Origin of the sequence: Streptomyces olivochromogenes (genome assembly GCF_001514115.1) — a bacterium.
In the GTDB taxonomy this organism is placed as follows: Bacteria; Actinomycetota; Actinomycetes; order Streptomycetales; family Streptomycetaceae; genus Streptomyces; species Streptomyces olivochromogenes.
Window position 1 is genome coordinate 82879 of the sequence record NZ_KQ948472.1, and the last position, 24943, is coordinate 107821.

Here is a 24943-nt window from a genome sequence, read left to right on the forward strand (position 1 = left end):
ACCCGAGCGGGGTCCATGGCGGCCGTCTCCGGGGCGTGCATGCACGTGCGCGCCCCGGAACGGTCTCCCTCGCCCCTTTTGAGGCGTTCCGTCCCCCGGTCCCGCACGACCGCGCACCACCTCCTGAAACCCACGTCAGAGCCGACGTGTTACCCGCCCGGAGGAGCCGCCGTGACCGCCCACCCCGTCGACGAGAAACTGCCCGCACTCAAGATGGCCACCACGGGCCTGCAACACGTGGCCGCCATGTACGCGGGAGTCGTCGCCCCACCCCTGATCGTCGGCGCCGCCGTCGGTCTGTCCCCCACCGAGCTGACCTTCCTCACCGGCGCCTGCCTGTTCACCGCGGGCCTCGCCACCTTCCTCCAGACCCTCGGCTTCTGGAAGATCGGAGCGCGGCTGCCGTTCGTCAACGGCGTCACCTTCGCGGGCGTCGCCCCCATGACCGCCGTCGTCGCCTCCACCAAGGACAGGTCCGACGCCCTGCCGATCATCTTCGGCGCGGTGATGGTCGCCGGCGTCCTGGGCTTCGTGGCGGCCCCCTTCTTCAGCAAGGCCGTCCGCTTCTTCCCGCCCGTCGTCACCGGCACCGTCATCACCCTCATAGGTGTCTCGCTGCTGCCGGTCGCCTTCGGCTGGGCGCAGGGACCCGATCCCGCGGCGCACGACTACGGTTCGCCGACCTACCTGGGCCTCGCGGCGGCCACGCTCGTGCTCGTGCTGCTGCTGCGCCGCTTCACCCGCGGTTTCGTCAAGCAGATCGCCGTGCTGCTCGGCCTGGTCATCGGCACGCTGGTGGCGATCCCGTTCGGTGTCACGGACTTCGGTCCGGTGACCGACGCGGACGTGGTCGGCTTCCCGACGCCGTTCCACTTCGGCGCACCGCAGTTCCAGCTCGCCGCGATCCTCTCGCTGTGCGTGGTCATGGTGGTCTCGATGACCGAATCGACCGCGGACATGCTGGCGTTGGGCGAGATCGTCGAGCGTCCGGCCGACGAGCGGACCATCGCGGCGGGCCTGCGCGCGGACACCCTCGGCTCGGCCCTCAGCCCGCTCTTCAACGGCTTCATGTGCAGCGCCTTCGCGCAGAACATCGGGCTGGTCGCGATGACGCGGATCCGCAGCCGGTACGTCGTCGCCACCGGCGGCGGTTTCCTGGTGCTGATGGGCCTGTGCCCGATGGCCGCGTCGCTGATCGCCGTCGTACCGCGCCCGGTCCTCGGCGGGGCGGGCGTCGTCCTGTTCGGCTCGGTCGCGGCCAGCGGCATCCAGACCCTGGTCAGGGCCGGCCTGGAGAAGGACAACAACGTCCTGATCGTCGCCGTGTCGCTGGCCGTCGGGATCATCCCGATCACCGCGCCGGACTTCTACCACGCGTTCCCCCAGACCGCGCGGATCGTCCTTGACTCGGGGATCTCCACGGGGTGCGTGGCGGCCGTCCTGCTCAACCTCGTCTTCAACCACCTGGGCCGAAACCGGGACGACGACGAGGTCACGGCTCCGATGGAGCCGGGCGAGGAGATCGCGGACAGGCGCACCGGTCCCGGCCCCGCGGTGGTGGGCGCGTAGCGGTCCGGTCGGGATCCGCACCCCGGGGCCGGATGATCCGCACCCCGGGGGCCGGATGATCCGCACCCCGGAGTGCGGGTCTCGGTCTCAGCCGATGTGGTAGCTGTCCCCGTACACCTTCCAGTCCAGTGGCGGATCGAGGTTCAGGTTCCGCTTTTGCAGGAACACGCGCTGTTCGGTGTCGACGCGGGTCGTGTCGGAGTGGGCCTCCTCCTGCTTCATCGCCCAGACGCGCGCGTCGAGGAAGGCGTTCAGATACGTCACTTCGTTGCCACCCTGGGCCGGCGGCTTGGCCTTGGCCAGGGCGCGCCTGCGGATGTTGCTGAAGCTGGTGCTGTCGCCGCCGTCGCCGTGCATCACGATGGCGTCGTAGTAGGTGAACTGGCCGAGGACGCCGATGCCGTCGGTCTTGCCCTGGGCGACGGCGGGGTTGAAGTAGACACGGTCGCGCTCGTCGTTCTGGGCCTGCTGGAACGCCGAGTCCTGGGCGGCCTTGCGCCAGTCGGCGGGGAAGCCGGGGTCCAGGCCCTGGTGCGAGTCGCCGCCGTTCACCTGGCGCAGGGCGGGCAGGTACTTGGCGAGGACGTTGCCCGGCTTGCGCTGGGTGTACAGCTCGACCAGGTCCAGCATGTCCCCGGTGCCCGAACAGAAGCCGATGATGCCGGCCGTGTAGCCGCGCCCGTCACCGATGTCCTCGATGTACTTGTACTGCGCCTTCCAGTCCAGCGAGGAGTTCTCCGCGCTGGAGACCAGCTTCATCGCGATCTCCTTCTTCGCCGGGTCGTCCAGGCCGCCGGAGGCGGCGGCCTGGGACTGGGTCGCGAGGAGGGGGCCTGCCACCAGCGAGGCTCCGATCAGGGTGAGCAGTGTGCGCCGTGAGGTGTGGAGCCGGGGATCCATGTGGGGGGTGTGCACGGTACCTCCGATGAGGGGAGTGTTGCGTCCACGTACTGTTAGGAAAGTTTCCTACCAGAGATTCCGAGCGGCGTACACCCGCCCGGCGAGGGCGAGTTGAGGCTTCTGCCACGGCTGCCGGGCGCCGCTGGGCTACGGTCTGAGCGCACAGCCCTGGTCGGGGCCGGTCACAAGGGGGAAGGCACGTGATGGCTTTCCAGGCCCTGTGGTGGCACCTCGCCCGCACCGGCCATCTCTTCGACGCCCGCGTCGACATGGACGGCGCCCGCCGCACCCGCGTCCGGTTCGCCCTCGGCTCGCCGGCCTACCCCGCCACGGTCGGCCTCGCCTATGTCTCGGCCCCGCTGACGCCGGCCGCCCACGGCCTGATCGCGGTCTACTGCGGCTTCAACCAGGTCCCGGTAGCGACCCGCAACGCCTGACACGGCCGCGCGGCCGGCAGTCGGCCGGTGAAGAACGACGTGGGCGGCACACCCATCAGCGCCCGGAAGTCGGCGGTCATGTGCGACTGGTCGTAGTAGCCGCTGGCGGCGGCCAGTTGGGCCCACGACGTGCGCGGCGCCTGCCGGGCACGGGTGAGGACGTGGCGGACGCGGGCGATACGGGCGTAGTGCTTGGGGGAGAGACCGACACCGTCCGCGAAGAGCTTGCGCAACTGCCGTTCGCTGACCGACAGCCGCCGCGCCAACTCACCCACCCCCGCGGGCGGTCGACCCGCGTCCGTCGACATCGCCGCCACCGCCGCCCGCAGCAGCCCGGTGCGCGCCCGGTCGGCCGGTGCCAGCCGTCCGGGCAGCGTCTCGGCAAGCCGGGCCACCACCTCGTCCAGCTCCAACGGCAGGAGTTCCACGGCCAGTTCGCGCGCGGTGGCCGTCGGGAAGTCCGCGAGCCGCGCCACCGCGCCCACCAGATCGAGCGCCGGCACGCCGAGCAGCGGGCGCGCCGCCCCCGGTCCCAGCCGCAGCTGTACGCAGGACGCCAGCCGCTTGCCCGCGTGGTAGGAGGCACGGGCGCGCGGGCCGACGACCAGCACATCACGGCGGCCGTTCTCCTCGACGCGCACCACCACCTTCGTCGCCGCGTCCGGGACATGCGCGAAGGGCTCGCGCAGATCACCGGCGACGGACGTGAGCCCGATGTCGGCGAACCAGGGGCGCAGTGCGTCGGGGACCGGCACGGCCTCCTCGTGGAGAGCGTTCGCAGCGCCGGGCTTCGCCTGCCCCGGGCCGTCGTACGAGGTGGTGGTCACGTTCCCACGGTAGACGCGCCGGCGCGCCGACCGGGCCCGGGAACCGTGCCGGAATTTCCTAGAGCCGGGCGGTACCGGCTAGGCACGGTGAGGACATGATCCTAGTGACCGGTGCCACCGGCACCATCGGCAGTGAACTCCTGAGACAGCTCGCGGCCCGCGGCGCGAAGGTCCGCGCCCTGACCAGGGATCCGTCCCGCGCGCAGTTGCCGCCCGGCGTGGAAGCGGTCCGCGGCGACTTCCGGGAGCCCGCCTCCGTGGCGGCCGCGCTGTCCGGCGCGAGCGCCCTCTTCACGGTGGCCGTCCTGGGCCCCGACGACACGGAACGGGACGCGGCGCTGGTCGACTCGGCGCGTGCGGCGGGCGTACGCAGGGTCGTCAAGCTCTCGGCCATCGGCACCGGTGACCCGGCCGTGGGCCCCGCAGGCACCTGGCACCTCGGCGGCGAACAAGCCCTCAGGGCAAGCGGTTTGGAGTGGACGATCCTGCGCCCCTCGTCGTTCGCCTCCAACACCCTGAGCTGGGGAAAGGCGATCCGCTCCGGCACCCCGGTGCCCGATACGACCGGCACCGGCGCGCAAGGTGTCGTCGACCCGCGCGATGTCTCCGAGGTCGCGGCCGAGGCCCTGCTCGCGCCCGGTCACACGGGCCGCGTCCACACCCTGACCGGACCCGAACTCCTCACCACCGCCGACCAGGCCGCCACCCTCGCCCAGGTGCTCGGCCGCCCCGTCACCACCGAGGACGTTCCTGCGGCGCGGCTCCGCGAGCGGTTCATCGAGGCGGGGATGTCCGAGGCCTACGCCGACGGCGTGCTGGCGGGCACCGCGTACGTCCGTACCGGCGGCAACGCGGTGGTGACGGACGATGTGCGGGCGGTGCTGGGCCGTGCCCCGCGTACCTTCGAGCAGTGGGCGCGTGATCACGGGGAGGCCTTCGCGCGGACCTGACGACCGGCTTCGGACGCGGGCTTCGCGTCGGCTGCGTGCGCCGCTTCGGGAGTCTCCTCCGCGGAGGTCCGCACCGGCTCTGGTGTCTCCTCGAGGGCGGGGGCGGGGGCGGAGGAGACGTGCGGGACGTGTCCCCGTCCCGGCCGCAGGATCGCCGCCGCCAGGGCCAGGGCCGCCAGCGCGATCCCCGTGGCCACCGTGAACGCGAGCCGGTAACCGTCCGCCAGGGCCGCCACGGTCCCCTCACCCCCGCCGGTCAGACGCTCCGTGCGACTCGCCGCCAGCGTCGTCAGCACGGCCAGCCCCAGCGAACCGCCCACCACCTGCGTGGTGTTGAAGAGCCCGGAGGCCAGTCCCGCGTCCTCCTCCCGGGCGCCCGTCATGGCGAGCCCCGTCACCGCGGGCATCGCGGCCGCGAAACCGGCGGCGAGCAGCAGCATCGCCGGCAGTACGTCGGCGACGTACGAGCCCTCGGCCGGGGCCCGGCTCAGCAGGGCCATGCCTCCGGTGATGAGGACGAGCCCGGCGAGCAGCACTCGGTACGGACCGAACCGGGCGATCGTCCGCGCGGACAGGGTCAGCATCAGCACCCCGACCGCGATCGGCGCGGGGAGGAACGCGGCGCCCGTGGCCAACTCGCTGTACCCGAGGACGCGTTGGAGGTAGAGCGCACCGATGTACTGGAAGCCGAACATCCCCGCGACCATCAGGATCTGCACCCCGTTGGCGCCGCTCAGCACGCGGGAGCGGAAGAGCCGCAGCCGCAGCAGCGGACGGGCGGCCCGCGCCTGACGCAGGAGGAAGCCGGCGTAGAGGCCGAGCGAGACCACGGCCAGGGCGAGCGTGGTCCCCGGATTCCGGTCGCCGGCGCCGACGATCGTGTACACCGTCAGCATCAGCGCGCCCGTGACCAGTGCCGCGCCCGGATAGTCGGCGCCCTTGCCGAGCCCGACTCCCCGGTCCGGGGCGAGGATCCGGATCGCGGCGAGCCACGCGACCACTCCGATCGGCAGGTTGATCAGAAAGATCCAGTGCCAGCCGACCGTCTGGGTCAGCGCCCCGCCGAGGAAGGTGCCGAGCGCCCCGCCCGCCGCGCCGACCGCGCTGAACACCGCGATGGCGCGGGCCTGTTCACGTGGTTCGGGGAAGAGCGCGACCAGCATGCCGAGGACGACGGCCGAGGTCATCGCCCCGCCGACACCCTGCAGGGCGCGGGCCGCGACCAGCAGGCCCCGGTCGGTGGCGACCCCGCACAGCACGGACGCCGCCGTGAACACCACGAGCCCGGCGGCGAACATCCGCCTGCGTCCCACGAGGTCCCCGAGCCGGCCCACGAGCAGCAACAGCCCCCCGAACGGGATCAGATACGCGTTCACCACCCAGGCGAGCCCCGGCCCCGAGAACCCCAGATCACTCTGGATCGCGGGCATCGCGACGGTGACGATGTTCCCGTCCAGGATCGTCATCAGGGTGCCCGCGCACAGGACGACGAGCGAGGCCCAGCGGGAGTACGGTCGGGGGACCGGCGGCTCGGACGGTGACTCGGTCCGGAACGGCATGACGACGACCTCCATGTATGCGACCACGTGTGCGACGCGCTTCCATAGGTGCACGACTTGTAACGGGGTACATCGTGAGTGACCATGGAAATCGGCATAAGGAGGCACCTCAATGTCCCAAGGGAACACCGGTGTTACCCCGCAGGTCGTGCACGCGCAGGCATGTCCGGTCCGCGAGGTTCTTGACAGGGTCGCCGGAAAATGGAGCGTGCAGATCATCGTGGCCGCCGCGCACGGCCCGATCCGCTTCACCGAACTGGAGCGCAGCATCGACGGCATCAGCCGCCGCATGCTCACCCTGACGCTGCGCAATCTGGAGCGCGACGGACTCCTCACCCGTACCGTCCACCCGACGGTCCCGCCCAAGGTCGAGTACGAACTCACGCCGGTGGCCGCCGAGTTGCACGCCACCCTGCTGTCCCTGACGGACTGGGCGGAGCGGCACCGCGTCACGATCGCCGAGTCGCGCGCGGCCTACGACGCCCAGCACAGCCCGGAGCTGCTGGACGTGTAGACCGCGCCACGCGGGGTGGGCTCAGAGGCCGAAGACGCCCGGATCGGTGGCCAGCGCGCGGAAGTACACGCGGGGGTCCGCAACCAGCCTGCGCTCCTTGAGGTCCAGCAGCCCACCCACCGCGGTGAACTCGGCGGCCACCGTGCCGTCCGCCTTCCGTATCGTCTGCCCGATCCGGTAGGTCTTGCCCTCACCCCAGGTGAACACGCAGGTCACCTCGGTCCGGTCCCCCGCACGCAACTCCCGCAGATAGCGGATCGTCGTCTCCAGGGTCACCGGTCCCACACCCTTGGAGACCAGATCGGTCTGGCCTATCCCGGCCGCATCGAGTAAGCACCAGCGGGCGTGTTCGGCGTACTGCAGATACACGCTCTGGTTCAGATGACCCTGGGTGTCGGTCTCGTACCCGCGAACGGTCACGGGCACGGAAAACGGCTCAGTCACGGCATTCCCCTCTTCGATCGTGTGTACGACAGCCGGAACGGACGCCACTCTACTGAGAGGCGGAAGGGGATCGAGGGACCTCACGCCCGCCGGGGTGAGGCAAGCACATACCGCGTTCCCGTACGCGGCTCCGTGTGCTCGCCGACCTGCCAGCCCGCCTTCTCCAGCGTGGCCGCGCAGGCCCGCAGCGCCTCGGCGTCCGGCTCGCGCACGGCGACCGCCTCCGGCTGCGGAGTCGCCCGCACCCGATAGCCGGGGCCCTCCCCTGCCGCGGGGCGGTGCCCGGCGGCCTCCAGGGCGAGCGCGGCGGCCTGCACCAGATGCGTACGCTCCCATCCGCACGGGCGGTCCACCGCCCCGTCCCGATGGGTCATCCGCCGCAGCTCCAGCAGCCCCTGCCAGGCACTGTGCACCTCGCGCGTGCGGGAGGGGCCGCCCGTAGCGTTCTCCTCGCCGCCGATCCGCGCGGTGAACACACCCGAGTCGGAGGGGGCGGCGGGAGGCTCAGGCGCCGCAGTCGGCTCGGGCGTCTCCCGTATCCGGTGCCCGGCGGGCGTCAGGAAGTGGTCGTGCGGCGGCCGTGGATGCCGGAAGGCGAGCCCCCGTTTCACCAGCGCGGCGAGCTGCGCGTCCGTCCCCTTCAGCCGCCCGGTGACCGGGTCCGCCGCATCGATGACACGCCGCTGCGCGACGGTCGGCGGTCGTGTCATGACGGCACCCCTTTCCGTATGTCGGCCGTAGCGCCCCGTCAGGGCGCGGGGAACCGCGCGAACGGCCCCCACCGGCCCGCAGTCCGGGCACGACGATCCCCCTGGGCCAACCCCGTCCCCGGCTCACCCGAACCCACTCGAAGACTACGACGGGGGTCTGACATTCCAGCCGGCCACGACATGCCGCCGATGCTCGGTGCTCAGCCGGCTCACCGTCCCGGTGGCGAGCTGGAACAACGCGCCGCCCGAAGCCCGCAGCCCCAGCCGCCGCGCGGTCAGCACCCGCAGAAAGTGCCCGTGCGAGATGAGGACGACACTGCCCTCCGCCTCGGCGAGCGCCGCGTCGACCTTGGCGAGCATCCGCTCGGCCCGTGCCCCGACCTGCTCCGGGCTCTCCCCGGGATGCTCCGGCGGCCCCGGCGCGACCCCGTCGTCGAACAGGAACCAGTCGGGCCGGGTCCGGTGGATCTCCACGGTCGTGACCCCTTCGTACCCGCCGTAGTCCCACTCGCACAGGTCCGCGTCCACCCGCGCCCCCTCGACCCCGGCCAGCCGCGCCGTCTCCCGCGCCCGTTGCATCGGGCTCACGAACGCCGCCGCGATGTGGTGCGAGGCGACCAGCGGGGCCAGCCGCTTGGCCTGCTCGCGGCCGTTCTCCGTCAGCGGGATGTCGGTCGATCCGGTGTGCCGCCCGGACAGGGACCACTCGGTCTCGCCGTGCCGCACGAGGATCAGGTCACCCATGGCCGACACCCTTCTCCGGTCCTGTCACTCCTCCCGTACGGTGTCATCGCCCCCTGCGGTCCGCAGGTCGGAGTGCGCCATACGGCGGCCCTACTGTCGATACCCGCCCAGGAACCGTCCGATCCGGCTGATCGCCGCGTCCAGGTCGTCGGCGTGCGGGAGGGTGAGGATGCGGAAGTGGTCGGGGCGGGGCCAGTTGAAGCCGGTGCCCTGGACGACCTGGATCTTCTCGCGGAGGAGGAGGTCCAGGACGAACTTCTCGTCATCGTGGATCTTGTGGACCTCGGGGTCGATGCGGGGGAAGGCGTACAGCGCGCCCTTGGGCTTGACGCAGGAGACGCCCGGGATCTCGTTGAGCTTCTCCCAGACACGGTTGCGCTGTTCGTGGAGGCGGCCGCCGGGCGCGGTCAGTTCGTGGATGGACTGGCGGCCGCCGAGCGCGGCCTGGATGGCGTACTGGGCGGGCGCGTTGGGGCACAGTCGCATGGAGGCCAGCATGGTCAGGCCTTCCAGGTAGTTGCGGGCGTGCTGCTTGGGGCCCGTCACCACCAGCCAGCCCGAGCGGAAGCCCGCCACGCGATACGTCTTGGACAGACCGCAGAAGGTGAGGACCACCAGGTCGGGGGCGAGCGCCGCGGCCGAGTGGTGGACCGCGTCGTCGTACAGGATCTGGTCGTAGATCTCGTCAGCGAAGACCATCAGGCCGTGCCTGCGGGCGAGGTCGAGGATGCCCTCGATGATCTCCTGGGGGTAGACCGCGCCGGTCGGGTTGTTGGGGTTGATGATGACGACCGCGCGGGTGCGGTCGGTGATCTTCGACTCCATGTCGGCCAGGTCCGGGTACCAGTCGGACTGTTCGTCGCAGAGGTAGTGGACGGCCTTGCCGCCCGCGAGGGTCGTGACGGCCGTCCAGAGCGGGAAGTCCGGGGCGGGGATGAGGACTTCGTCGCCGTCCTCCACCAGCGCCTGGACCGCCATGGAGACCAGTTCGGAGACGCCGTTGCCGAGGAAGACGTCGTCCACGCCGACTTCCAGGCCCCGTTCCTGGTAGCGCTGGGCGACCGCGCGGCGGGCGGAGAGGATGCCGCGCGAGTCGGTGTAGCCGTGCGCCTGCGGCAGCATCCGGATCATGTCCTGGAGGATCTCCTCCGGTGCCTCGAAACCGAAGAGCGCGGGGTTGCCGGTGTTGAGGCGCAGCACGCTGTGGCCCGCCGCCTCCAGTGCGTCGGCCTGCTCGATCACCGGGCCGCGGATCTCGTAACAGACCTCGCTGAGCTTGCTCGACTGCCGGAACTCCATGCGCTGTGTCCTCCGGTTCGTGGTGTTGCTTGGTTTTACCAAGTGAGTGCTTGGAAAGTCCAACAACATGTCTAGACTGCGTCGCATGTCACCTCGCCGAAGCTACGACCAGTACTGTTCCGCGGCCCGAGCGCTCGACGCCGTCGGTGACCGCTGGACCCTCCTGATCGTCCGCGAGCTGCTCGGCGGCCCGCGCCGCTACACCGATCTGCACGCGGATCTGCCGGGCGTGAGCACGGACGTTCTCGCCTCCCGGCTCAAGGACATGGAGCGCGACGGACTGACGACCCGACGCCGACTGCCGCCGCCGGGCGCCGCGTACGTCTACGAACTCACCGGCCGGGGGCGGGAGTTGCTGCCCGTGCTGCAGGCGCTCGGCGAGTGGGGCGCTCCCTCGCTCGGCGAGCGCGGGGCCACGGACGCCGTACGGGCGCACTGGTTCGCGCTGCCGCTGCTGCGGGGCCTCGCGGGGGAGGGCGCTGAAGGGCTGGTCGAAGTCCGCCTGGACGAGGGTGAGTTCCATGTGTGGCTGGGCGCCGAGGAAGGGCCCGCGTACGGGGACGGGCCTGCCCCGGAGGAGCCGGACGTCCGGCTGAGCCTCGACACCGGAACCTGCACGGATGTGAGCCGCGGGATCTCGACCGTGCTGGACGCGGTGCGCGAGGGACGGATCGAGGTCACGGGGGAGAGCACCCTCGCCAAGGTGCTGCGCGGGGAGTGACGCCGGTACGGTCCCCGTAGCCGTCGCGTGCCGCTCGCGCCAGACACTTCCAGCGCCTTCGAAAGCATTGCGGGTGGCGGGGCGGCGGCCACAGGGTGGCTCGCATGCGTATCAACAAGCCCCTGGCGGTGCTCTTCAGCGCCGCGGCGCTCGCCGTCGGCCTCGGGACCACCGCCGCGCCTGCCGCGTCCGCCGCGAGCGGCTGTTGGTACAGCGGGAGCCACTGGTGGTGCAACAACCGCTCGGGCGCCCCGGTCTACGGCTACAAGGACCTGGCCCGGTTCTACCCGGACTCCAGCCGCATCGTCGGTCACATGTACTCGAACCCCAGCTGGTTCGAGTGCCGTTACGACGGGGGCAACCCGGACGAGTACGTGGGCGGCCCGCACCCCTACCGCTGGGAGTGGACCGAGGCCGACAACGGGGAGTACGGCTGGATGAAGGACACCGCCATCGGCAGCGAGACCAACACGCTCCCGGCCTGCTGGTAGCCGGGACACCTCTCGCCACCCCAGCACCTCACCGGACCGGAACCCGGGCGGGGGACGAGGCCCGCCGTGCCGAGGGGGCACGGCGGGCCTTCGCCGTCACGGAGCCGTCAGGGACGCCTACGTGTGCCTACGCACCTGGAGCCGTCACGGACGCCTACGTGTTCCTACGCACCCGGCGGCACCCGGGAAGGCCGTCCCGACCCCCGGGTCAACGCGTACCCGCCGATGCCCGCGAGCGCCGCGAGGATGCCGCCGATCGCGGTCCACACCCAGCGGTCGGACCACCAGCCGGAGGCCCAGCCGTCGTCGGGCTCGATGGACGACAGCGCGGCCGTCGACGAACCGGAGCCGGAGTCGGACTTCCCGGCGCTCGTCGCGATGCCCGGCACCAGCGGCTTCGCCAGTGAACCGTCCACCGCCGCCGACCCGCCGATGTCCTTGGAGTCGACCTTGACCTCGGCCCCGACCGGCAGACCCAGGTCCGAGGCCTGCAGCCCGGTGACGGTCAGCCGGACGTAGTACGTGCCCGGCAGCGGGTCGTTGGCCCAGGTCTCCGACCAGGAACGGACCGTGCGCATGGTGCAGGCCAGCTCCACGGAGGCCGCGTCCTGCGCCGCCGTCCGTGTCTGCGCCCCGTACTGGCACGCCTGGCGGCGCCGCAGCCCGTCGTAGACGTCGAGCTGCCAGGTCTGGCCGGCGTGCCGCGTGGAGGCCTCCGGCAGCTTCACCGTCGCCTTCACGGTGGGCCGCTGCCCGGCGTCCGCGGGGAACGACCAGTACAGGTAGTCGCCCGTGGACCCGCTGGCGGTCGCCTGCTGGCCCTGCTCGATCTCGGTCGCCGTACGGAACGACGTGCCGGCCTGGGTCGGCGCGGCGCTGTCGCCCGAGGGGCTCGCGGAGGGCGAGGAGTCGGCCGCGGCGGGCGCCGCGGCGATCCCGAGCAGCAGCAGGGTGGTGCTCAACACTCTTCTGACACGCATCAGTTGGTCCTCCAGACCGCGATCCGCAGGCGCGAGACCCAGCCCCACAGCACACCCGCCAGGAAGCCGGTGAGCACGAGGGCGCCGAGCAGCCACCAGCCGCGGCCGAGGCCGAAGGAGGCCACGTCGCTCGCCTGGTCCGGCCCGTCCACGACGTCGACCGTCAGTTCCACCGGCATGCCCGGCGTGGTCTTCACGCCGCTCGCCGCCGAGAAGGAGTTGGACACCTGAAGACACACGGTCTCGGCGGGGGCGTTCTCGTCGTCGCTCTCGGCCTTGGGATAGCGCAGACCGGTCGAGATGACGTCGGTACGGCCGTTGCCCGCCGCCTCGCCACGCACGATCTCACGTCCGTGCACGGTGACGGCGCGCAGCAGCACCCCGTAGTCCGGGTTGACCTCGCGGTCGGCCGCGACGCTCACCGAGGCGCGCAGCTCCTGGCCCGGCTTGACGTCCACGCGGTAGTAGCGGTGCTGCCCGAACTCCTCGCGGTCCGTGTACAGCCCGGACTTCAGCGTCGGGGCACTCGTGCAGGCGGTGGCGCCTTCCACGGCGACCGGCGTCACCACCGGGTCGGCGGCGCGCTCCACCAACTGACCGACACGGTCGGTGAGTTCTTCCTTGTGCTGGATCGAGGTGTACGTGCCGCCGGTCGCGTCCGCGATGCAGCTGAGCTGGTCGCGGGTCTTGGCGTCGGGCACGAGCCCGAGGGTGTCGATGGTGAGCCCGATGCCCTTGGCGGCGATCTCGCGGGCCACCTCGCACGGGTCGAGCGGCTGGCAGGTGTCCTCGCCGTCGCTGATCAGCACGATCCGCCGGGTGCCGTTGCCGCCGTCGAGGTCGTCGGCCGCCTTGAGCAGCGCGGGACCGATCGGCGTCCAGCCGGTGGGCGTGAGCGTCGCGACCGCGGTCTTCGCCTCCGTGCGGTCCAGCGTGCCCACCGGGTACAACTGGGCGGTGTCCTTGCAGCCCGTCTTGCGGTCGTTGCCGCGGTAGTTGGCGCCGAGGGTCCGTATGCCGAGCTGGACCTCCTCGGGTGTCGCGTCGAGCACCTCGTTGAACGCCTGCTTCGCCGCGGACATGCGCGACCCGCCGTCGATGTCGCGCGCCCGCATCGAACCGCTGACGTCCAGCACGAGTTCGACCTTGGGAGCGGCCTGCTCCGCCGTTTCGTCGGCGACCGCTCCGGTCGGGAAGGCGATCCCGGCCGTCAGGGCGGCGAGCAGGGCGCAGACTCCTGCCGCCAGCCGTTGTCTTGTGATCATCGCAGGATCCTATGGAGCAAAGGTGCCGGGCTTCAAAACGATCTACGAACTATCGGGTGGCGAACGGGTTGGGAAGCTGCGCCCAGATGTCCCCCGGAGTCTCCGGAGACAGCCGCATCAGGCTCAACGCCTTGGTCGGCAGCGGCTCGTCGAGCAGGACCGCCAGGTCCGGGGTGCGCGGCAGATCCCGTACGACGCTCTCCAGGGCCTCCCGCAGTACGGCCGACGAACCGGCCGTCGCCCCCAGCGTGCCGCCGATCAGCGAGCCGAACATCTTGCGGCGCAGGGTGGTCACGTCGTCCGTGACGATCCGTCCGGAGAGCGCCGGGGCCGGGATGCCGTGCCGGGCCAGCCGGGCCGGGCTCACACGGATGTCGGCCAGATCGCGGTAGACGAGCCGGACCGGGGCGCCGGTGGCGGACAGCACGACCAGGAGGTTCTGGCCGTGCGCCTCCAGGGCCACCCCCAGGTCGAGCAGCCGCAGACAGACGGTGAGCGCGAGGCGGGTGAAGTCGGCCAGCCAGGCGGCCGATCGGGGCAGCTCGGTGGTGGCGAGGGCGGCCACGGGCAGGACGCGCTCGCCCGGGTGCGCGTACACGTCCGGGGACTCGCGCAGCACCGCCGCCAGGTCGGGGGAGTGGGCCGTGACGGCGCCCAGGGTGCGGGTGACGTGCAGCAGGCCGTCCGTCCGGGCCGCCATGTCCTCCGCGAACGCCGACACCGTCGCCGACGTCTCGATCGAGTAGACCGAGATGTCCCGTACGGAGGAGGTCAGCCGGGCGCTCAGCGCGGTCTTGACGTGCGGTCCGTCGGGCAGGGCGAGGGTGCGCAGCGACATCAACGGGTGTGCGGAAACGGTCTCCTGGGGCGCGGTGCGCAGGACGTGCGCCAGCTGCCAGGGGTGGACGGGGATCAGGAAACGGCCCTCGTCCCGCAGCCACTTGGGCCACTCACCCCGGACCAGACAGTCGTCCGCGCCCACCAGGCCGAGTTCCACGACCGGCCGGTGCTCCGGCCCGTAGGCGAGTTCCTCGGCCACCGAGAACCCGGGCCGGGAACGGCAGTTGGGATGGTACGGATGCCCGTCGACCACCCGCTGCTCCCACTCCCAGCTGGTCAGGGGCTCCTGGTCGACTCCGGGCTGGTTCGCGCGCGACAGGGCCAACGAGGCGACACTGTCGTCGAGCTCGACGGCGAAGGCGGTCGCGTGCGGTACACCGAGGGCCGTCATGAGCCGCGCCGGACGCTCGTACACCGTGTTGTCCAGCCGGACCTCGGTGACGTACGTGGTGGTCGCGTACGGATCCGGGCGCGGGCCGTGCAGCCGGCGGCCGTCGGTGAGGTGGAGCGTTAGCCCGTCGGCCCCCGGTTCGCGGCGCGCGATCCACGGCATCGGCTCGTACGCCAGCGCACGCCACAGACGGCTCAGCACGGCCGCCCGGGCGCCGGGGAGCCCGGCCGCGTACGGCGCCGAGAGGGCGGGGCGTACGGCGCTCAGCTCGTCGGCGAGCGCTGCCTCGGCGTCGGGCGTGGGGGGACGGTGCACGGTCGGGCTCCTTGGGTACGGGGACTGCGCGTCGCGGTCGCCCGCGCCGACAGACATACTGATCACCAGTGCACCGTATGGAACGAATGGATCGCGTGGACTCCATGCCCCCCAGGCACCCCAGGGACGACATAGAAGAGGCCGCCGACGAGTACGCCGCCGCGCCGCTGCTCAATTGTCTGCTGCGGGAGGTGGGGGAGCCCGCCGAGGGACCCGGAGAGCCTGCCGAGGAATCCGATGAGCCTGCCGAGGACCCCGGCCGGGTCGCCGAGGGCTCCGGAGTGTTCCGACTGCGACCCAGCGGGCGGCTGCTGCGGGTGCGGGGGACGCGCAGGCCCATGGCGCCCGAGGTGTACGCCGACGGGGCCTGGCATCGGCTCACCCACGCCGACCTGGTCAAACTCACCGCCGAGGAACTGCGCGGATTCACCGGTCTGTCCAACCCCGAGCTGCCCGCCGAGATGATCGACAGCCGGGACGCGGTGGCCACACTGCTCGCCGCGCGCCTGCACGCGACGCCGCCCGCGGACCCGTACATCCGCTCCGAGCAGTCCCTGATCACCGGGCACCCGTACCACCCGGCGCCCAAGGCCCGGGGCGGCGGACCCGTCGCCGGCTGGCTGCCGTACGCGCCCGAGGCGTACGCCCGCTTCCCGCTGGAGCTGCTCGGCGTGCGGGAGGACGCGGTCGTCGAGGAGGGCGACACCTCGGCGCTGGACGACTTCGGGCCGTCCCCGGAGGGCTACCGGCTGCTTCCGGCCCACCCCTGGCAGCTCGACCTGGTCGGCGCCCGCCCGGAGATCCGGGCCGCCTTCGCGGACGGCCGGCTGATCCGCCTGGGCCGCACCGCGCGCCCGCTGTGGCCGACGGCCGCCATCCGCACGCTCTACGCCCCCGAGGACGACGTCTTCGTCAAGTTCAGCCTCGACGTGCGCATCACCAACGACATCCGCCGGCTGTGGCGCCACGACCTCCTGAAACTGCGCCGTACGGACGAGGCGACAGCCGCCGCGTTCGCGAACACGACTACAACTACGACCACGGGGACAAGCTCGGGCACGAGGACCGGCGTGAGCACGGGCGCCTCCTGGCTGAGCGACCGCGGCTACCGCACCGCCGACTTCGCCTTCGAGGAACTCGCGGTCCTCGTCCGCGACGGGCTGCGTGAGCACGTCGTCCCCGGCGCGACGCCGCTCCTCGCCGCCGCCCTTGTGGAGGGCTTCGAGGGCAGCCCCCTCGACGGTCTCGCCGACCCGTCCGCCTGGTGGACGGCGTATCTGCGCCAGGTCGTCCCCCCGGCCCTGGAGGCGTTCGCGCGGCACGGAGTCGTCCTGGAGGCACATCTGCAGAACACGGTGGTGGCCGTGGACGCCGACGGCGTCCCCGTGCAGGCGCTGTTCCGGGACGCGGAGGGCGTGAAGCTGCTCACGGACGTGGACCGGGCCGCCGGATGGGAGCGGCTGGTCTACTGCCTGATCGTCAACAACGTGTCAGAACTCGCCGCCCTGCTCGCGGAGGACCACCCGGGCTGGGACCCGTGGCCCGCCGTACGGAGCGAACTGGCCCACCACGGCCTGCCCGGGATCGCGCACGAGATCGCGGAGTTGCTCGCCGCCCCCACGCTCCCCGGCAAGACGAACCTGCTGCTTCGCTGGACGGGCGCGGACGGCGCGGACGCCCGCTACCTCCCGCTGCCGAACCCACTGGCCCGCGCCTAGCACCGGGTTCCTCCTCACGCCCTCCCCCTGGCGAACGACCAGCTCAACTCCCGTGCCGGCCCCTGGATCCGGGCGGACCTCCACCATCGACCCGCCGACCTGGCGAGGTGAACAACAGGGGACGACAGATGAACGTGATGATGGAGCGATTCGACCCGGGCGGTGTCGCACACACGTCTGCATCCGCGTCCGGTAAACGACGGTACGATCACCGTCGGATTAGTCCGTTGGGTCGCCGCGGGTTCCTCCGCTGTGGGGTCACCCCGTCCGTGCCCTGCTTTCCGGGCAGGCCAGGTGCATGGTCCACGTGCGATGTCCGCGCTCTGACGAGCAGCTTGGGTAGGGAAAGGGAGAATCGCTCCGATGGCCAATGAGGACACCGTGTCCCAAGAGTCGGGCAGCGAACGGGTGATCGCCGGCCGCTACAGTCTGCTGTCGCCCCTCGGCGCGGGCGGCATGGGCACCGTGTGGCGCGCCTACGACAAGGTGCTGCACCGCGAGGTTGCCATCAAGGAGGTCCGGGCGCCTGCCGGACTGGCGGCGTCCGACATCGACCGGATGTACACGCGGCTGGAGCGTGAGGCGTGGGCCGCGGCCCGGGTGGCGCATCCGAACGTGGTGACCGTCTACGACGTGGCCATGGAGGAGGGCCGCCCGTGGATCGTCATGGAGTTGGTCCGCGGCCAGTCGCTGGCCGACCTGCTCAAGGCCGAGGGCCGACTCTCCCCGCAGCGTGCCGCGTCCATCGGTCTCGAGGTGCTCGCCGCGCTCCAGGCCGCCCACGAGACCGGTGTGCTGCACCGCGACGTGAAACCGGCCAACGTGCTGATAGCCAAGGACGGCCGGGTGGTGCTCACCGATTTCGGCATCGCCATGATCGAGGGCGACTCCGCGCTCACCATGACCGGTGAAGTCGTCGGATCGCCCGAGTTCCTGGCTCCGGAGCGGGCGTTGGGCCAGCGGTCCGGGCCCGCGTCGGACCTGTGGTCGCTCGGCGTGCTGCTGTACGCGGCCGTCGAGGCACGCTCCCCCTTCCGCCAGAACACCCCGCTCAGCACCCTGCGGGCCATCGTGGACGCGGAGTTGCCGCAAGTCCGCCGGGCCGGCACCCTCACTCCGGTCATCGAGGGACTGCTGCGCAAGGATCCGGACGAACGCCTCACCGCCGAGCAGGCGGCACAGGAGCTGCGCCTCGTCGGCCAGGGCGGCATCCCCGACGCGGGAATCGTGCAGCCGTCCTCCGACTCCCCGACCGTTTCGACGCAGCCCACGACACGCACGTCTCCCGCGGATCCTGGGGAACAGCCCACGGTCACGCACTCCTTGGCGCAGCCCACGGTCGTTGATCCCTTGGCGCAGGCGACGGTCGCGGAACCTTCGGCGCAGGCGGCGGGCGCGGATCCCGTGACGCAGCCCACGGTCGCTGATCCCCTGGCGCAGGCGAAGGCCGCGGATCCTTCGGCGCAGCCCACGGTCACGCATGTCCTGGCGCAGGCGACGGGCGCGGATCCTTCGGCGCAGCCCGCGGTCGCGGATCCCGCTGCGTTGGATCCGCGCGCCGCGGGAACACCCGCCTCCTCCGTCCCCCCGGTTGACGCGCGGCGCAGCCGGCGCAGCATCGCGCTCGTGGCCGCGGGCGTGTCCCTGTGCGTGCTGGCGCTGGCCGGGGTGGGCTATGCGCTCATGAACGACGGAAACGGAAGTGGAGATCGGCAGAGCGCCGGCGCCACCACAGGGGCGGGTTCGGCCTCGAAAAACGCCGGGAACGCCACCGCCGCGAGCACACAGGGCGGCGACCAAGGCGCCTCCGCCACCCTGGGGGTGCGGGTGACGGTGACGGGTTCGCACACGACGTACTCGGGACAGTGCCCGCCGCCGAGCGAGCAGGCGCCCACCTTTACGGCGACGTTCACGGTGGACCGGCTCCCGGCCCAGTTCTCCTACCGCTGGGTGTCCAAGGACGGCTCGGTGACCGATCCGCACTGGAGGACGCTGGTGTTCTCGGACGACGGAGGGCTCAGCAAGCAGGACACGGTGAGCCTGAGCACGTGGGCGGAAGCCGGAAAGCTCGAGAGCGAGATCGGCGTGGAGCTCAAGGCACCCGTGCACGGCAAGTCCAACATGGTGCCCCTGTCGCTGACTTGCGAGAACGGAACGAACTGAGGCACGCCGTCCGGGCACCGACCGACGGCTCGGACCGCCTTGCGGAGCGGGGCGGCCCTCGGTCCGGGCCGTCCCGTGCCCGGAGTTCTCCTGCGCGGCGAGGTGTCCGGAGTTCTCCTGTGGCGCGGTGAGGTGTCCGGATCGCGGCCCCGCGACGAGGCGCGGAACGAATTTGTCGCAAGAATCGAACTAAACCAGGTCACGTTCACGTTTGAGTGAAGGCTCCGGTCTCGTGTCGGGTCAGCCGCGTCACGCGGTCTCTCTTTCGCAGTTGGATGTCGTTCATAAGGAGTATGAGTGCCATCGGTCATCCTGGGGCAAACGGGCCCCTTCACTGGTCAAAGCGTGGTCCTGAGCGCTGCTCCACTGACGTTCGGTCGCAAGAGCGACAACGACGTCGTGATCGTCAGCGCCAACGCCTCCCGTCTGCACGCCGAAATCCTCGAGGAGGATGCCGGCTTCGTGCTCTATGACCGCAACAGCCGGAACGGCACCTTCGTCAACGACCAGCGCATCACACGGCATGCACTGCGCTCCGGCGACCGCATCCGAATCGGTGAGGAGACGTTCCTCTTCGAGTCGGAGGACGCCATCGAGACGATGATGGATCTCTCCCACCTCGACGCACCCCGGGTGAGCGCCTCCGCGGACCCCGGCGTGCTCAGGGTCACCATCACCGGCGGAGGCCCGGTGGGCCTCGCCTTCGCGCTGACGCTGGAGAACATGCTGCGCGGGCGGGTCTCGATCACGGTCTACGAAGGGCGGTGGACCAAGAACGGCTCCACCGTCGTCTGGAAGGACGAGACCCAGGGGAACGTCCGTCGACAGCAGGTCGTGACCGTCCAGAGCCGGCAGTACCTCGCTCTGCCCGAGGACATACAGTCGGCGCTGTTCGAGGACGTGGGCGACTATTCGGAAATGTGGCCCGTCGGACCGGACTCCGTGGACGGCCTGCCTCCCCGCAACATCCGGATCGCCTACATCGAGGACCGCCTGCTGGAGTTGGCGAACAAGAACGCCGCGATCCGGCTGGTGGCGGAGCGGTTCGACCCGTCGGAGCACCAGAGTCGGCTCGCGCAGGAACACGTCCTGGCGATCTGCGAAGGCGGACGATCCCGCACGCGGGAGCACTACGCCGACCGCTTCGGCGCGGCCGACGCCTCGATCTACTCCCTTGACGGCGACCACCTGCAGGACGTGGTGCTGGGGCTTCGGGTCAAGTCCCCGCTCTCGGACCAGATGAGCGTCCTGCTGACCGTGTCGCAGAACAGGTTTCTTCTCAACTCGCTGCGCGGCGAGGGCTTCTTGAACATGCGGCTCACCCGCGAGGAGGCCCGCAACGTGATCGGCATCGACCCGGTCCGTCAGGTCTTCGAGGAGTGCATCGCCGCTCGCCCCTGCGTCATGAGCCGCGAAGAGGACCACGAGTTCCGCTGTCCCACGCACGGAACCCTCTTCCTGCCCGCCCTGCTGCGCAGTTCACCCCTGTGGAAGCGGATCCGGGAGGGGCTGAAGCTGTTCGGCGTCCCGGAGAACGACCTCACCGCGATCACGTCGTTCCGGCTGGACATGGTGCAGCGCCCGCGGTTCACGGCGCAGCTGAGCCGACCGACCGCGACGGGCCCCGGTACGTACGGTCTTCTGCTGGGCGACGCGGCCAACGCCATCCACTTCTGGCCGGGCCGCGGTCTCAACAGCGGTCTCGCCTCCGCCACTTCGCTCGCTCGTTCCCTCAGCCGCACATGGCAGGGAAGGCCGCTGCGCGACGCCGACTTCATCCGGCACGAGGCGGCCATGTCCATGCTTCAGTACCGGCACAAGAGCCGGGCCTGGAACGCCATGGTCACCACCGACGAACAAGGCGTCACCCGCGCCATCAAGGACATCATCGCCCGCAGCATGGAACCGGAACCCGGCGACGGCTCCGAACCCGAGCACGCGTCCCTCGACGCCCTGCTGGAGCGCATGACCGCGATACGCGAGCGCCTCGCGACCCGTCTCCCCGGTATGCCTACCGACGAGGAACTGCGCAACCACCTCTTGACGCTGGACCCGGCCACGCTCCGCACGCTGCAGGAAAGCGGTGCGTGGGACACGCTGATCGTCGGCGGCGAGGAAGCCGACATCGACCTCTTCTACCAATCGGACTCCCCCGTCTACGTCCCGCGCCCCGTCGACCCGCGGATCGGCCCGCCGGCCCTCGTCCCGCAGGATTCCGTGCCCTCCAACCCGGTCTGAGGCCGGGCGGGACATTCCGCGCCGAGGAGAACACGGCTCCGCTTCTTCCCGGAGAAGAGGACAGTCGTGTTCTCCTCCAGCGTCTTTCAGGGGGCGTGCCGCGTTACGCGGTCGATGTGCCCACGGTTCTGTGGCACCGGCACCGGCACCGGCACCGGCGGCGGCGACGGTTGGGGTGGGGGCGGCTACTGAAAAAGGGCGGCTACCAAGAAACAGGTCAGGCGTTCCCGGCCGGGCCGACCCTAGGCACCCAGGGCACGACAGCCACTGGGCTACGTCCGCGGACGCACCACAACCGTCAGCCCTCGAGATGCTCCACGCCTCCCGGAGCCCGATCGCCCAGCACGCCGTCGACGTGGCAGTCCGCCATCGGCTTGCGCGATCGGAGACATCGGGCGACTGGATCGAGCTCGTCGCGCTGCCCGAGAACCGCGTGCCATGGCCGTGGGCAGTGTGGTGGGGGGCGGCCCGCGCGCCCGCGCCTGGATCGGCCGGCTGCGCGGCGCGGTCCGCAACCTCGCCTCGACCGGCCTGCCGCCCGACGAACTCCTGAGCCGTCTCGATCATCTCGCGACCCGGTGGGGCCACGGCCCTGACGCACGGCAGGGCTTTTTCAGGGGAGCGACCTGCCTCTATGCGATCTACGACCCGGTCTCCCGGCACTGCGCGGTGTCGCGGGCCGGGCATCGGCCGCCCGCGGTGATCAGTCCCCATGGCCGGGTGGAATTCCCCGACGTGCCGCCGGGCCGCCCCTCGGCCTGGGCGGCGGCTCCTTCACCACAGCGGAGTGGGAGGTGCCCGAGGGCAGCCAACTGGTGCTCTACGGCCACGGCCTGATCCAGCGTCGAGGAAGGGGCACGGATGCCGGTTTCGCACTGCTGCGGAGGGTTCTGAGCCGAGCTGCCGCCCGGAAAGGCGTTGTGGGCCCGGAGGAGACCTGCGCGGCCGTGTTCGAGGCACTGCTCCCAGTCCGTCCCGGCGGAGCCGTCGCGCTGATGGTCGCCCGCACTCGCGGCATGCGACCTGATCAGGTCGCCGACTGGGATGTTTCCTCAGAGCCGGCGGCGGTGGCGGACCTGCGCGCTGCTGTTGCGCGCCGGCTTGCGCACTGGGGCCTGGACGACCTTGCCTTCACGACCGAGTTGATCCTCAGCGAGCTGGTGAACAACGCCATTCGCTACACCACTGGTCCGATCCACCTTCGGCTGCTCTGTGACCACGCCCTCACGTGTGAAGTGTTCGACTCCAGCACCGCGATTCCCCATCCCCATCAGGCGTCCACCATGGACGAGGGCGATGCGCCCTTGCTGGACGGAGTATCCAAGGACTGCACGGTGTTCTTGTGGAGAATCTGAGCGCTGGCGGTGGCGGTGTAACTGCAGCCGGTGCCGAGGAATAGCTGCACGGTCTCGCGAAGCCGTGCGCCGCTCTCGTCGTCGACGGCCAAGGGTCCCAGGATGCCCCACACCCAGGAGCGCATGTCGTCGATGTTCGTGGCCATCAAGGCGATGGGACCGACATGGGAGAAGTTCGTGAACTGCGGGACTGGACTGGCCGCTGCCGCAAGTTCCTGCGTGCGTACTGCCTGGCGGTGAGTGGAGCGGAATCCCTCGATGCCGTAGCCCACGCGTCCAGCGCACACGTGCACGGAAGGATCGCAGCGCTCGACGACGTCCGACACCTGTTGCCAGGAGACGTCGCCGTGCGAGCCGAGCGGCAGCCAGGCCCAGGACACAACGGCGTCGCGGGGGACGAAAAGCGGCCTGGCGGGGCAGTCCAGCTTCTGGGCGACCTCGTTGGTGATCCGGTGGAGTCGGGCCAGTCCCTCACCCCCGCCCGTCAGTGTGGGCAGCCAGGCCACCAGTCCGAGGTGGTGCTGTCGGAGCCGGTAACCAAGGGCTGGTTCGGCCCAGTTGAGGTCGACGTCCTTCTCGGTGAGGATGTCCCGCACACGCGCGGCGCGCGCGGCGGTCTGGCTGAGCAGCCAGTGATCGCGTTCCTGTTGGTAGACCGCGATGACATGCTCGGTCACCCGGTCGTTGAAACAGAAGGCCACCTGCAGCATGCGGCGGGTGGTCGCGGTGGCGAGATCCACGTCTGCGCCCTGCCGGTTGAGTTCGTCCAGACACCATTGCAGAAAACGCCAGTGGCCGAGCCTGTGGGCCCTGATCAGCGTGCTGATGGGGATTTCCCTCTGAGCCAGCCTCCTGGCGTACTCAAGAGCAGCCGCGGGCCCTTCGATCTTGTCCAGAGGAATGTCGTTCTCGAAAACGTGCAGCAACGTGGCGGAATTTTCCGCGATGGTCGCCTGCATGATTTTAATGAAGGTCGCGTCGCCCCTGAGCTCCGGAATCTCGGCAAGTACATACTCTTCTGTGTCGCGGCTGAGTTCCGGGAGGTGTGACCCTACGTTCTCCGCGACCACGGACAGTTGTTTCGCAGCCTCTGGATGCTCCGCAGCCATACCTCGATGCTACAGGGACGTCCGTTTCCCGCTTCTTCGGGACGCGACAGGCCGCACTCCGGCAGCGCATGCGCACGGTCGGCCTGCTGCCCGCCTCAGGCGGGGCTGGTGCGAAGGAGCGTCGAGCCGAGGTACTGAACGGCGCGCAGCGCAATTTCCAGATCAGTGTGCCCTTTCTGGACAGGGTGCCCCATGATTTCCTCGGCTTTCCGGATGCGGTACTGCACGGTGTTTTTGTGGAGAATCTGAGCGCTGGCGGTGGCGGTGTAACTGCAGCTGGTGTCCAGGAATATCTGTGCCGTCTCCCGAAGACGTGCGCTGTTCTCGTCGTCGACGGCCAAAGGCCCCAGGACGCTCCACACCCACGCGCGCATGTCGTCCATGTTCGTGGCCATCAAGGCGATGGGAGCGACAGCGGAGAAGTCGGTGAACTGGGGGGCCGGCTTGGCCGCTGCCGCAAGTTCCTGCGTGCGTACTGCCTGGCGGTGGGTGGAGCGGAATCCCTCGATGCCGTAGCCCACGCGTCCAGCGCACACGTGCACGGAAGGATCGCAGCGCTCGACGACGTCCGACACCTGTTGCCAGGAGACGTCGCCGTGCGAGCCGAGCGGCAGCCAGGCCCAGGACACAACGGCGTCGCGGGGGACGAAAAGCGGCCTGGCGGGGCAGTCCAGCTTCTGGGCGACCTCGTTGGTGATCCGGTGGAGTCGGGCCAGTCCCTCGCCCCCGCCCGTCAGTGTGGGCAGCCAGGCCACCAGTCCGAGGTGGTGCTGTCGGAGCCGGTAACCAAGGGCTGGTTCGGCCCAGTTGAGGTCGACGTCCTTCTCGGTGAGGATGTCCCGCACGCGCGCGGCGCGCGCGGCGGTCTGGCTGAGCAGCCAGTGATCGCGTTCCTGTTGGTAGACCGCGATGACATGCTCGGTCACGCGGTCGATGTAACCGAAACTGACCCGCAGCATGCGCCGGTTGGTCGCGATGGCGAGATCCTCGCCGGCGTCCTGCCGGTTGAGTTCGTCCAGACACCATTGCAGAAAACGCCAGTGGCCGATTCTGTAGGCGCGCACCATCGCGCTGAGGGAGATACCTCTCTGAGCAAGCCTCCTGGCGTACTCAAGAGCGGCCGCAGGCCCCTCGATCTTGTCCAGAGATATGTCGTTCTCGAAAATGTGCAGCAACGTGGCGACATTTTCCGCGATGCTCGCCCGCAGGATTTTAATGACGGTTTCGTCGCCCCTGAGTTCCGGGATCTCGGCAATGACATAGTCCCCTATGTCGCGGCTGACCTCCGGGAGGTGTGACCCTACGTTCGCCGCGACCACGGACAGTTGTTTTGCGGCCTCTGGATTCTCCGCAGCCATACCGCAATGCTACAGGGCCGTCCGTGATCCGCTTCTTCGGGAAGCG

22 protein-coding genes and 1 pseudogene are annotated in these 24943 nt (G+C 70.5%); 11 read left to right on the top strand and 12 right to left on the bottom strand.

What is annotated here, in order from left to right:
• The first annotated feature begins 171 nt into the window (after positions 1-171).
• Positions 172-1569, top strand: a complete 1398-nt coding sequence (locus AQJ27_RS40755; protein WP_096240421.1) for a nucleobase:cation symporter-2 family protein — start codon at positions 172-174, stop codon at positions 1567-1569.
• An 87-nt stretch (positions 1570-1656) separates the two neighbouring features.
• On the opposite strand, the gene AQJ27_RS40760 is transcribed toward AQJ27_RS40755, so the two are convergent.
• Positions 1657-2469 (bottom strand): chitosanase, encoded by an 813-nt coding sequence (locus AQJ27_RS40760; RefSeq protein ID WP_067380641.1) that lies wholly within the window; start codon positions 2467-2469, stop codon positions 1657-1659.
• Between the two features lie 203 nt (positions 2470-2672).
• On the opposite strand from AQJ27_RS40760, the gene AQJ27_RS40765 reads away from it, so the two are divergent.
• Positions 2673-2906: a hypothetical protein gene (locus tag AQJ27_RS40765; RefSeq protein WP_067380643.1), complete on the top strand. Its 234-nt coding sequence runs from the start codon at positions 2673-2675 to the stop codon at positions 2904-2906.
• Here the strand turns inward: AQJ27_RS40765 and AQJ27_RS40770 are convergent.
• A complete protein-coding gene (locus AQJ27_RS40770; protein WP_235613879.1) occupies positions 2861-3733 on the bottom strand; it encodes an AraC family transcriptional regulator in 873 nt (290 codons plus the stop codon). The two genes, AQJ27_RS40765 and AQJ27_RS40770, sit on opposite strands and share 46 nt — an antisense overlap.
• Before the next feature lie 95 nt (positions 3734-3828).
• Between AQJ27_RS40770 and AQJ27_RS40775 the strand changes: the two genes are divergently transcribed.
• Positions 3829-4683, top strand: coding sequence for an NAD(P)H-binding protein (locus tag AQJ27_RS40775; RefSeq protein ID WP_067380646.1), 855 nt, complete (start codon positions 3829-3831; stop codon positions 4681-4683).
• On the opposite strand, the gene AQJ27_RS40780 is transcribed toward AQJ27_RS40775, so the two are convergent.
• Entirely contained in the window at positions 4656-6149 is a 1494-nt protein-coding gene (locus AQJ27_RS40780; protein ID WP_201264469.1) for an MFS transporter, read from the bottom strand. The two genes, AQJ27_RS40775 and AQJ27_RS40780, sit on opposite strands and share 28 nt — an antisense overlap.
• A 205-nt stretch (positions 6150-6354) precedes the next feature.
• Here AQJ27_RS40780 and AQJ27_RS40785 point away from each other — a divergent pair, with 205 nt between their 5' ends.
• Positions 6355-6756, top strand: coding sequence for a winged helix-turn-helix transcriptional regulator (locus AQJ27_RS40785; RefSeq protein WP_067380649.1), 402 nt, complete (start codon positions 6355-6357; stop codon positions 6754-6756).
• Positions 6757-6777: 21 nt separating this feature from the next.
• Here AQJ27_RS40785 and AQJ27_RS40790 read toward each other — a convergent pair whose 3' ends face one another.
• The 4 genes from AQJ27_RS40790 to AQJ27_RS40805 all read right to left on the bottom strand — a co-directional run bounded on the left by AQJ27_RS40790 (position 6778) and on the right by AQJ27_RS40805 (position 9953).
• Positions 6778-7200 carry an acyl-CoA thioesterase gene (locus tag AQJ27_RS40790; protein WP_067380653.1) on the bottom strand — a complete coding sequence of 141 codons (423 nt, stop codon included), beginning with the start codon at positions 7198-7200 and terminating at the stop codon, positions 6778-6780.
• A gap of 80 nt (positions 7201-7280) precedes the next feature.
• Positions 7281-7910 carry a hypothetical protein gene (locus AQJ27_RS40795; RefSeq protein ID WP_067380656.1) on the bottom strand — a complete coding sequence of 210 codons (630 nt, stop codon included), beginning with the start codon at positions 7908-7910 and terminating at the stop codon, positions 7281-7283.
• 144 nt (positions 7911-8054) lie between these two features.
• Positions 8055-8654, bottom strand: a complete 600-nt coding sequence (locus tag AQJ27_RS40800) for a histidine phosphatase family protein (RefSeq protein ID WP_067380659.1) — start codon at positions 8652-8654, stop codon at positions 8055-8057.
• 90 nt (positions 8655-8744) lie between these two features.
• Complete coding sequence (locus AQJ27_RS40805) at positions 8745-9953, bottom strand: pyridoxal phosphate-dependent aminotransferase (protein WP_067380663.1); 1209 nt, start codon at positions 9951-9953, stop codon at positions 8745-8747.
• A gap of 85 nt (positions 9954-10038) precedes the next feature.
• Between AQJ27_RS40805 and AQJ27_RS40810 the strand changes: the two genes are divergently transcribed.
• Positions 10039-10674: a winged helix-turn-helix transcriptional regulator gene (locus tag AQJ27_RS40810; protein WP_067380666.1), complete on the top strand. Its 636-nt coding sequence runs from the start codon at positions 10039-10041 to the stop codon at positions 10672-10674.
• Between the two features lie 104 nt (positions 10675-10778).
• A complete protein-coding gene (locus AQJ27_RS40815) occupies positions 10779-11165 on the top strand; it encodes a hypothetical protein (RefSeq protein ID WP_067380669.1) in 387 nt (128 codons plus the stop codon).
• A gap of 164 nt (positions 11166-11329) precedes the next feature.
• Here AQJ27_RS40815 and AQJ27_RS40820 read toward each other — a convergent pair whose 3' ends face one another.
• Genes AQJ27_RS40820 through AQJ27_RS40830 form a run of 3 tightly spaced genes read right to left on the bottom strand, consistent with a single transcriptional unit; the run spans position 11330 to position 14956 of the window.
• A complete protein-coding gene (locus AQJ27_RS40820) occupies positions 11330-12145 on the bottom strand; it encodes a hypothetical protein (RefSeq protein ID WP_067380672.1) in 816 nt (271 codons plus the stop codon).
• Entirely contained in the window at positions 12145-13410 is a 1266-nt protein-coding gene (locus AQJ27_RS40825; RefSeq protein ID WP_067380675.1) for a VWA domain-containing protein, read from the bottom strand. Before AQJ27_RS40825 ends, AQJ27_RS40820 begins: the two co-directional genes overlap by 1 nt.
• A gap of 49 nt (positions 13411-13459) precedes the next feature.
• A complete protein-coding gene (locus AQJ27_RS40830; RefSeq protein ID WP_067380678.1) occupies positions 13460-14956 on the bottom strand; it encodes an IucA/IucC family protein in 1497 nt (498 codons plus the stop codon).
• 86 nt (positions 14957-15042) lie between these two features.
• Between AQJ27_RS40830 and AQJ27_RS40835 the strand changes: the two genes are divergently transcribed.
• The 5 genes and pseudogenes from AQJ27_RS40835 to AQJ27_RS59265 all read left to right on the top strand — a co-directional run bounded on the left by AQJ27_RS40835 (position 15043) and on the right by AQJ27_RS59265 (position 22430).
• Positions 15043-16674: an IucA/IucC family protein gene (locus tag AQJ27_RS40835; RefSeq protein WP_067380681.1), complete on the top strand. Its 1632-nt coding sequence runs from the start codon at positions 15043-15045 to the stop codon at positions 16672-16674.
• 363 nt (positions 16675-17037) lie between these two features.
• The gene (locus AQJ27_RS59260) at positions 17038-18837 is read left to right on the top strand and encodes a serine/threonine-protein kinase (protein WP_235613877.1); all 1800 of its coding nucleotides are present in this window, start codon (positions 17038-17040) and stop codon (positions 18835-18837) included.
• Between the two features lie 297 nt (positions 18838-19134).
• Positions 19135-21075 (top strand): FHA domain-containing protein, encoded by a 1941-nt coding sequence (locus AQJ27_RS40845; protein WP_067380684.1) that lies wholly within the window; start codon positions 19135-19137, stop codon positions 21073-21075.
• Between the two features lie 438 nt (positions 21076-21513).
• Positions 21514-21986: pseudogene (locus AQJ27_RS53255) on the top strand (PP2C family protein-serine/threonine phosphatase); the annotation flags it as partial.
• Between the two features lie 36 nt (positions 21987-22022).
• Positions 22023-22430, top strand: a complete 408-nt coding sequence (locus tag AQJ27_RS59265; protein WP_244313883.1) for an ATP-binding protein — start codon at positions 22023-22025, stop codon at positions 22428-22430.
• Here AQJ27_RS59265 and AQJ27_RS40850 read toward each other — a convergent pair.
• Positions 22346-23539, bottom strand: coding sequence for an RsbRD N-terminal domain-containing protein (locus tag AQJ27_RS40850; protein ID WP_159064531.1), 1194 nt, complete (start codon positions 23537-23539; stop codon positions 22346-22348). The genes AQJ27_RS59265 and AQJ27_RS40850 overlap by 85 nt on opposite strands.
• A 95-nt stretch (positions 23540-23634) precedes the next feature.
• Positions 23635-24897: a PucR family transcriptional regulator gene (locus AQJ27_RS40855; RefSeq protein ID WP_067380690.1), complete on the bottom strand. Its 1263-nt coding sequence runs from the start codon at positions 24895-24897 to the stop codon at positions 23635-23637.
• Between the last annotated feature and the right edge of the window lie 46 nt (positions 24898-24943).

Excerpts from the sequence above, each read along its gene's own strand:
- AQJ27_RS59260 (WP_235613877.1), top strand. The coding sequence starts at position 17,038 with ATGGCCAATGAGGACACCGTGTCCCAAGAGTCGGGCAGCGAACGGGTG.
- AQJ27_RS40855 (WP_067380690.1), bottom strand. The coding sequence starts at position 24,897 with ATGGCTGCGGAGAATCCAGAGGCCGCAAAACAACTGTCCGTGGTCGCG.
- AQJ27_RS40825 (WP_067380675.1), bottom strand. The coding sequence starts at position 13,410 with ATGATCACAAGACAACGGCTGGCGGCAGGAGTCTGCGCCCTGCTCGCC.
- AQJ27_RS40850 (WP_159064531.1), bottom strand. The coding sequence starts at position 23,539 with ATGGCTGCGGAGCATCCAGAGGCTGCGAAACAACTGTCCGTGGTCGCG.
- AQJ27_RS40805 (WP_067380663.1), bottom strand. The coding sequence starts at position 9,953 with ATGGAGTTCCGGCAGTCGAGCAAGCTCAGCGAGGTCTGTTACGAGATC.
- AQJ27_RS40795 (WP_067380656.1), bottom strand. The coding sequence starts at position 7,910 with ATGACACGACCGCCGACCGTCGCGCAGCGGCGTGTCATCGATGCGGCG.
- AQJ27_RS40785 (WP_067380649.1), top strand. The coding sequence starts at position 6,355 with ATGTCCCAAGGGAACACCGGTGTTACCCCGCAGGTCGTGCACGCGCAG.
- AQJ27_RS40835 (WP_067380681.1), top strand. The coding sequence starts at position 15,043 with ATGGATCGCGTGGACTCCATGCCCCCCAGGCACCCCAGGGACGACATA.
- AQJ27_RS40760 (WP_067380641.1), bottom strand. The coding sequence starts at position 2,469 with ATGGATCCCCGGCTCCACACCTCACGGCGCACACTGCTCACCCTGATC.
- AQJ27_RS40765 (WP_067380643.1), top strand. The coding sequence starts at position 2,673 with ATGGCTTTCCAGGCCCTGTGGTGGCACCTCGCCCGCACCGGCCATCTC.
- AQJ27_RS40820 (WP_067380672.1), bottom strand. The coding sequence starts at position 12,145 with ATGCGTGTCAGAAGAGTGTTGAGCACCACCCTGCTGCTGCTCGGGATC.
- AQJ27_RS40780 (WP_201264469.1), bottom strand. The coding sequence starts at position 6,149 with ATGACGATCCTGGACGGGAACATCGTCACCGTCGCGATGCCCGCGATC.
- AQJ27_RS40810 (WP_067380666.1), top strand. The coding sequence starts at position 10,039 with ATGTCACCTCGCCGAAGCTACGACCAGTACTGTTCCGCGGCCCGAGCG.
- AQJ27_RS40800 (WP_067380659.1), bottom strand. The coding sequence starts at position 8,654 with ATGGGTGACCTGATCCTCGTGCGGCACGGCGAGACCGAGTGGTCCCTG.
- AQJ27_RS40775 (WP_067380646.1), top strand. The coding sequence starts at position 3,829 with ATGATCCTAGTGACCGGTGCCACCGGCACCATCGGCAGTGAACTCCTG.
- AQJ27_RS40815 (WP_067380669.1), top strand. The coding sequence starts at position 10,779 with ATGCGTATCAACAAGCCCCTGGCGGTGCTCTTCAGCGCCGCGGCGCTC.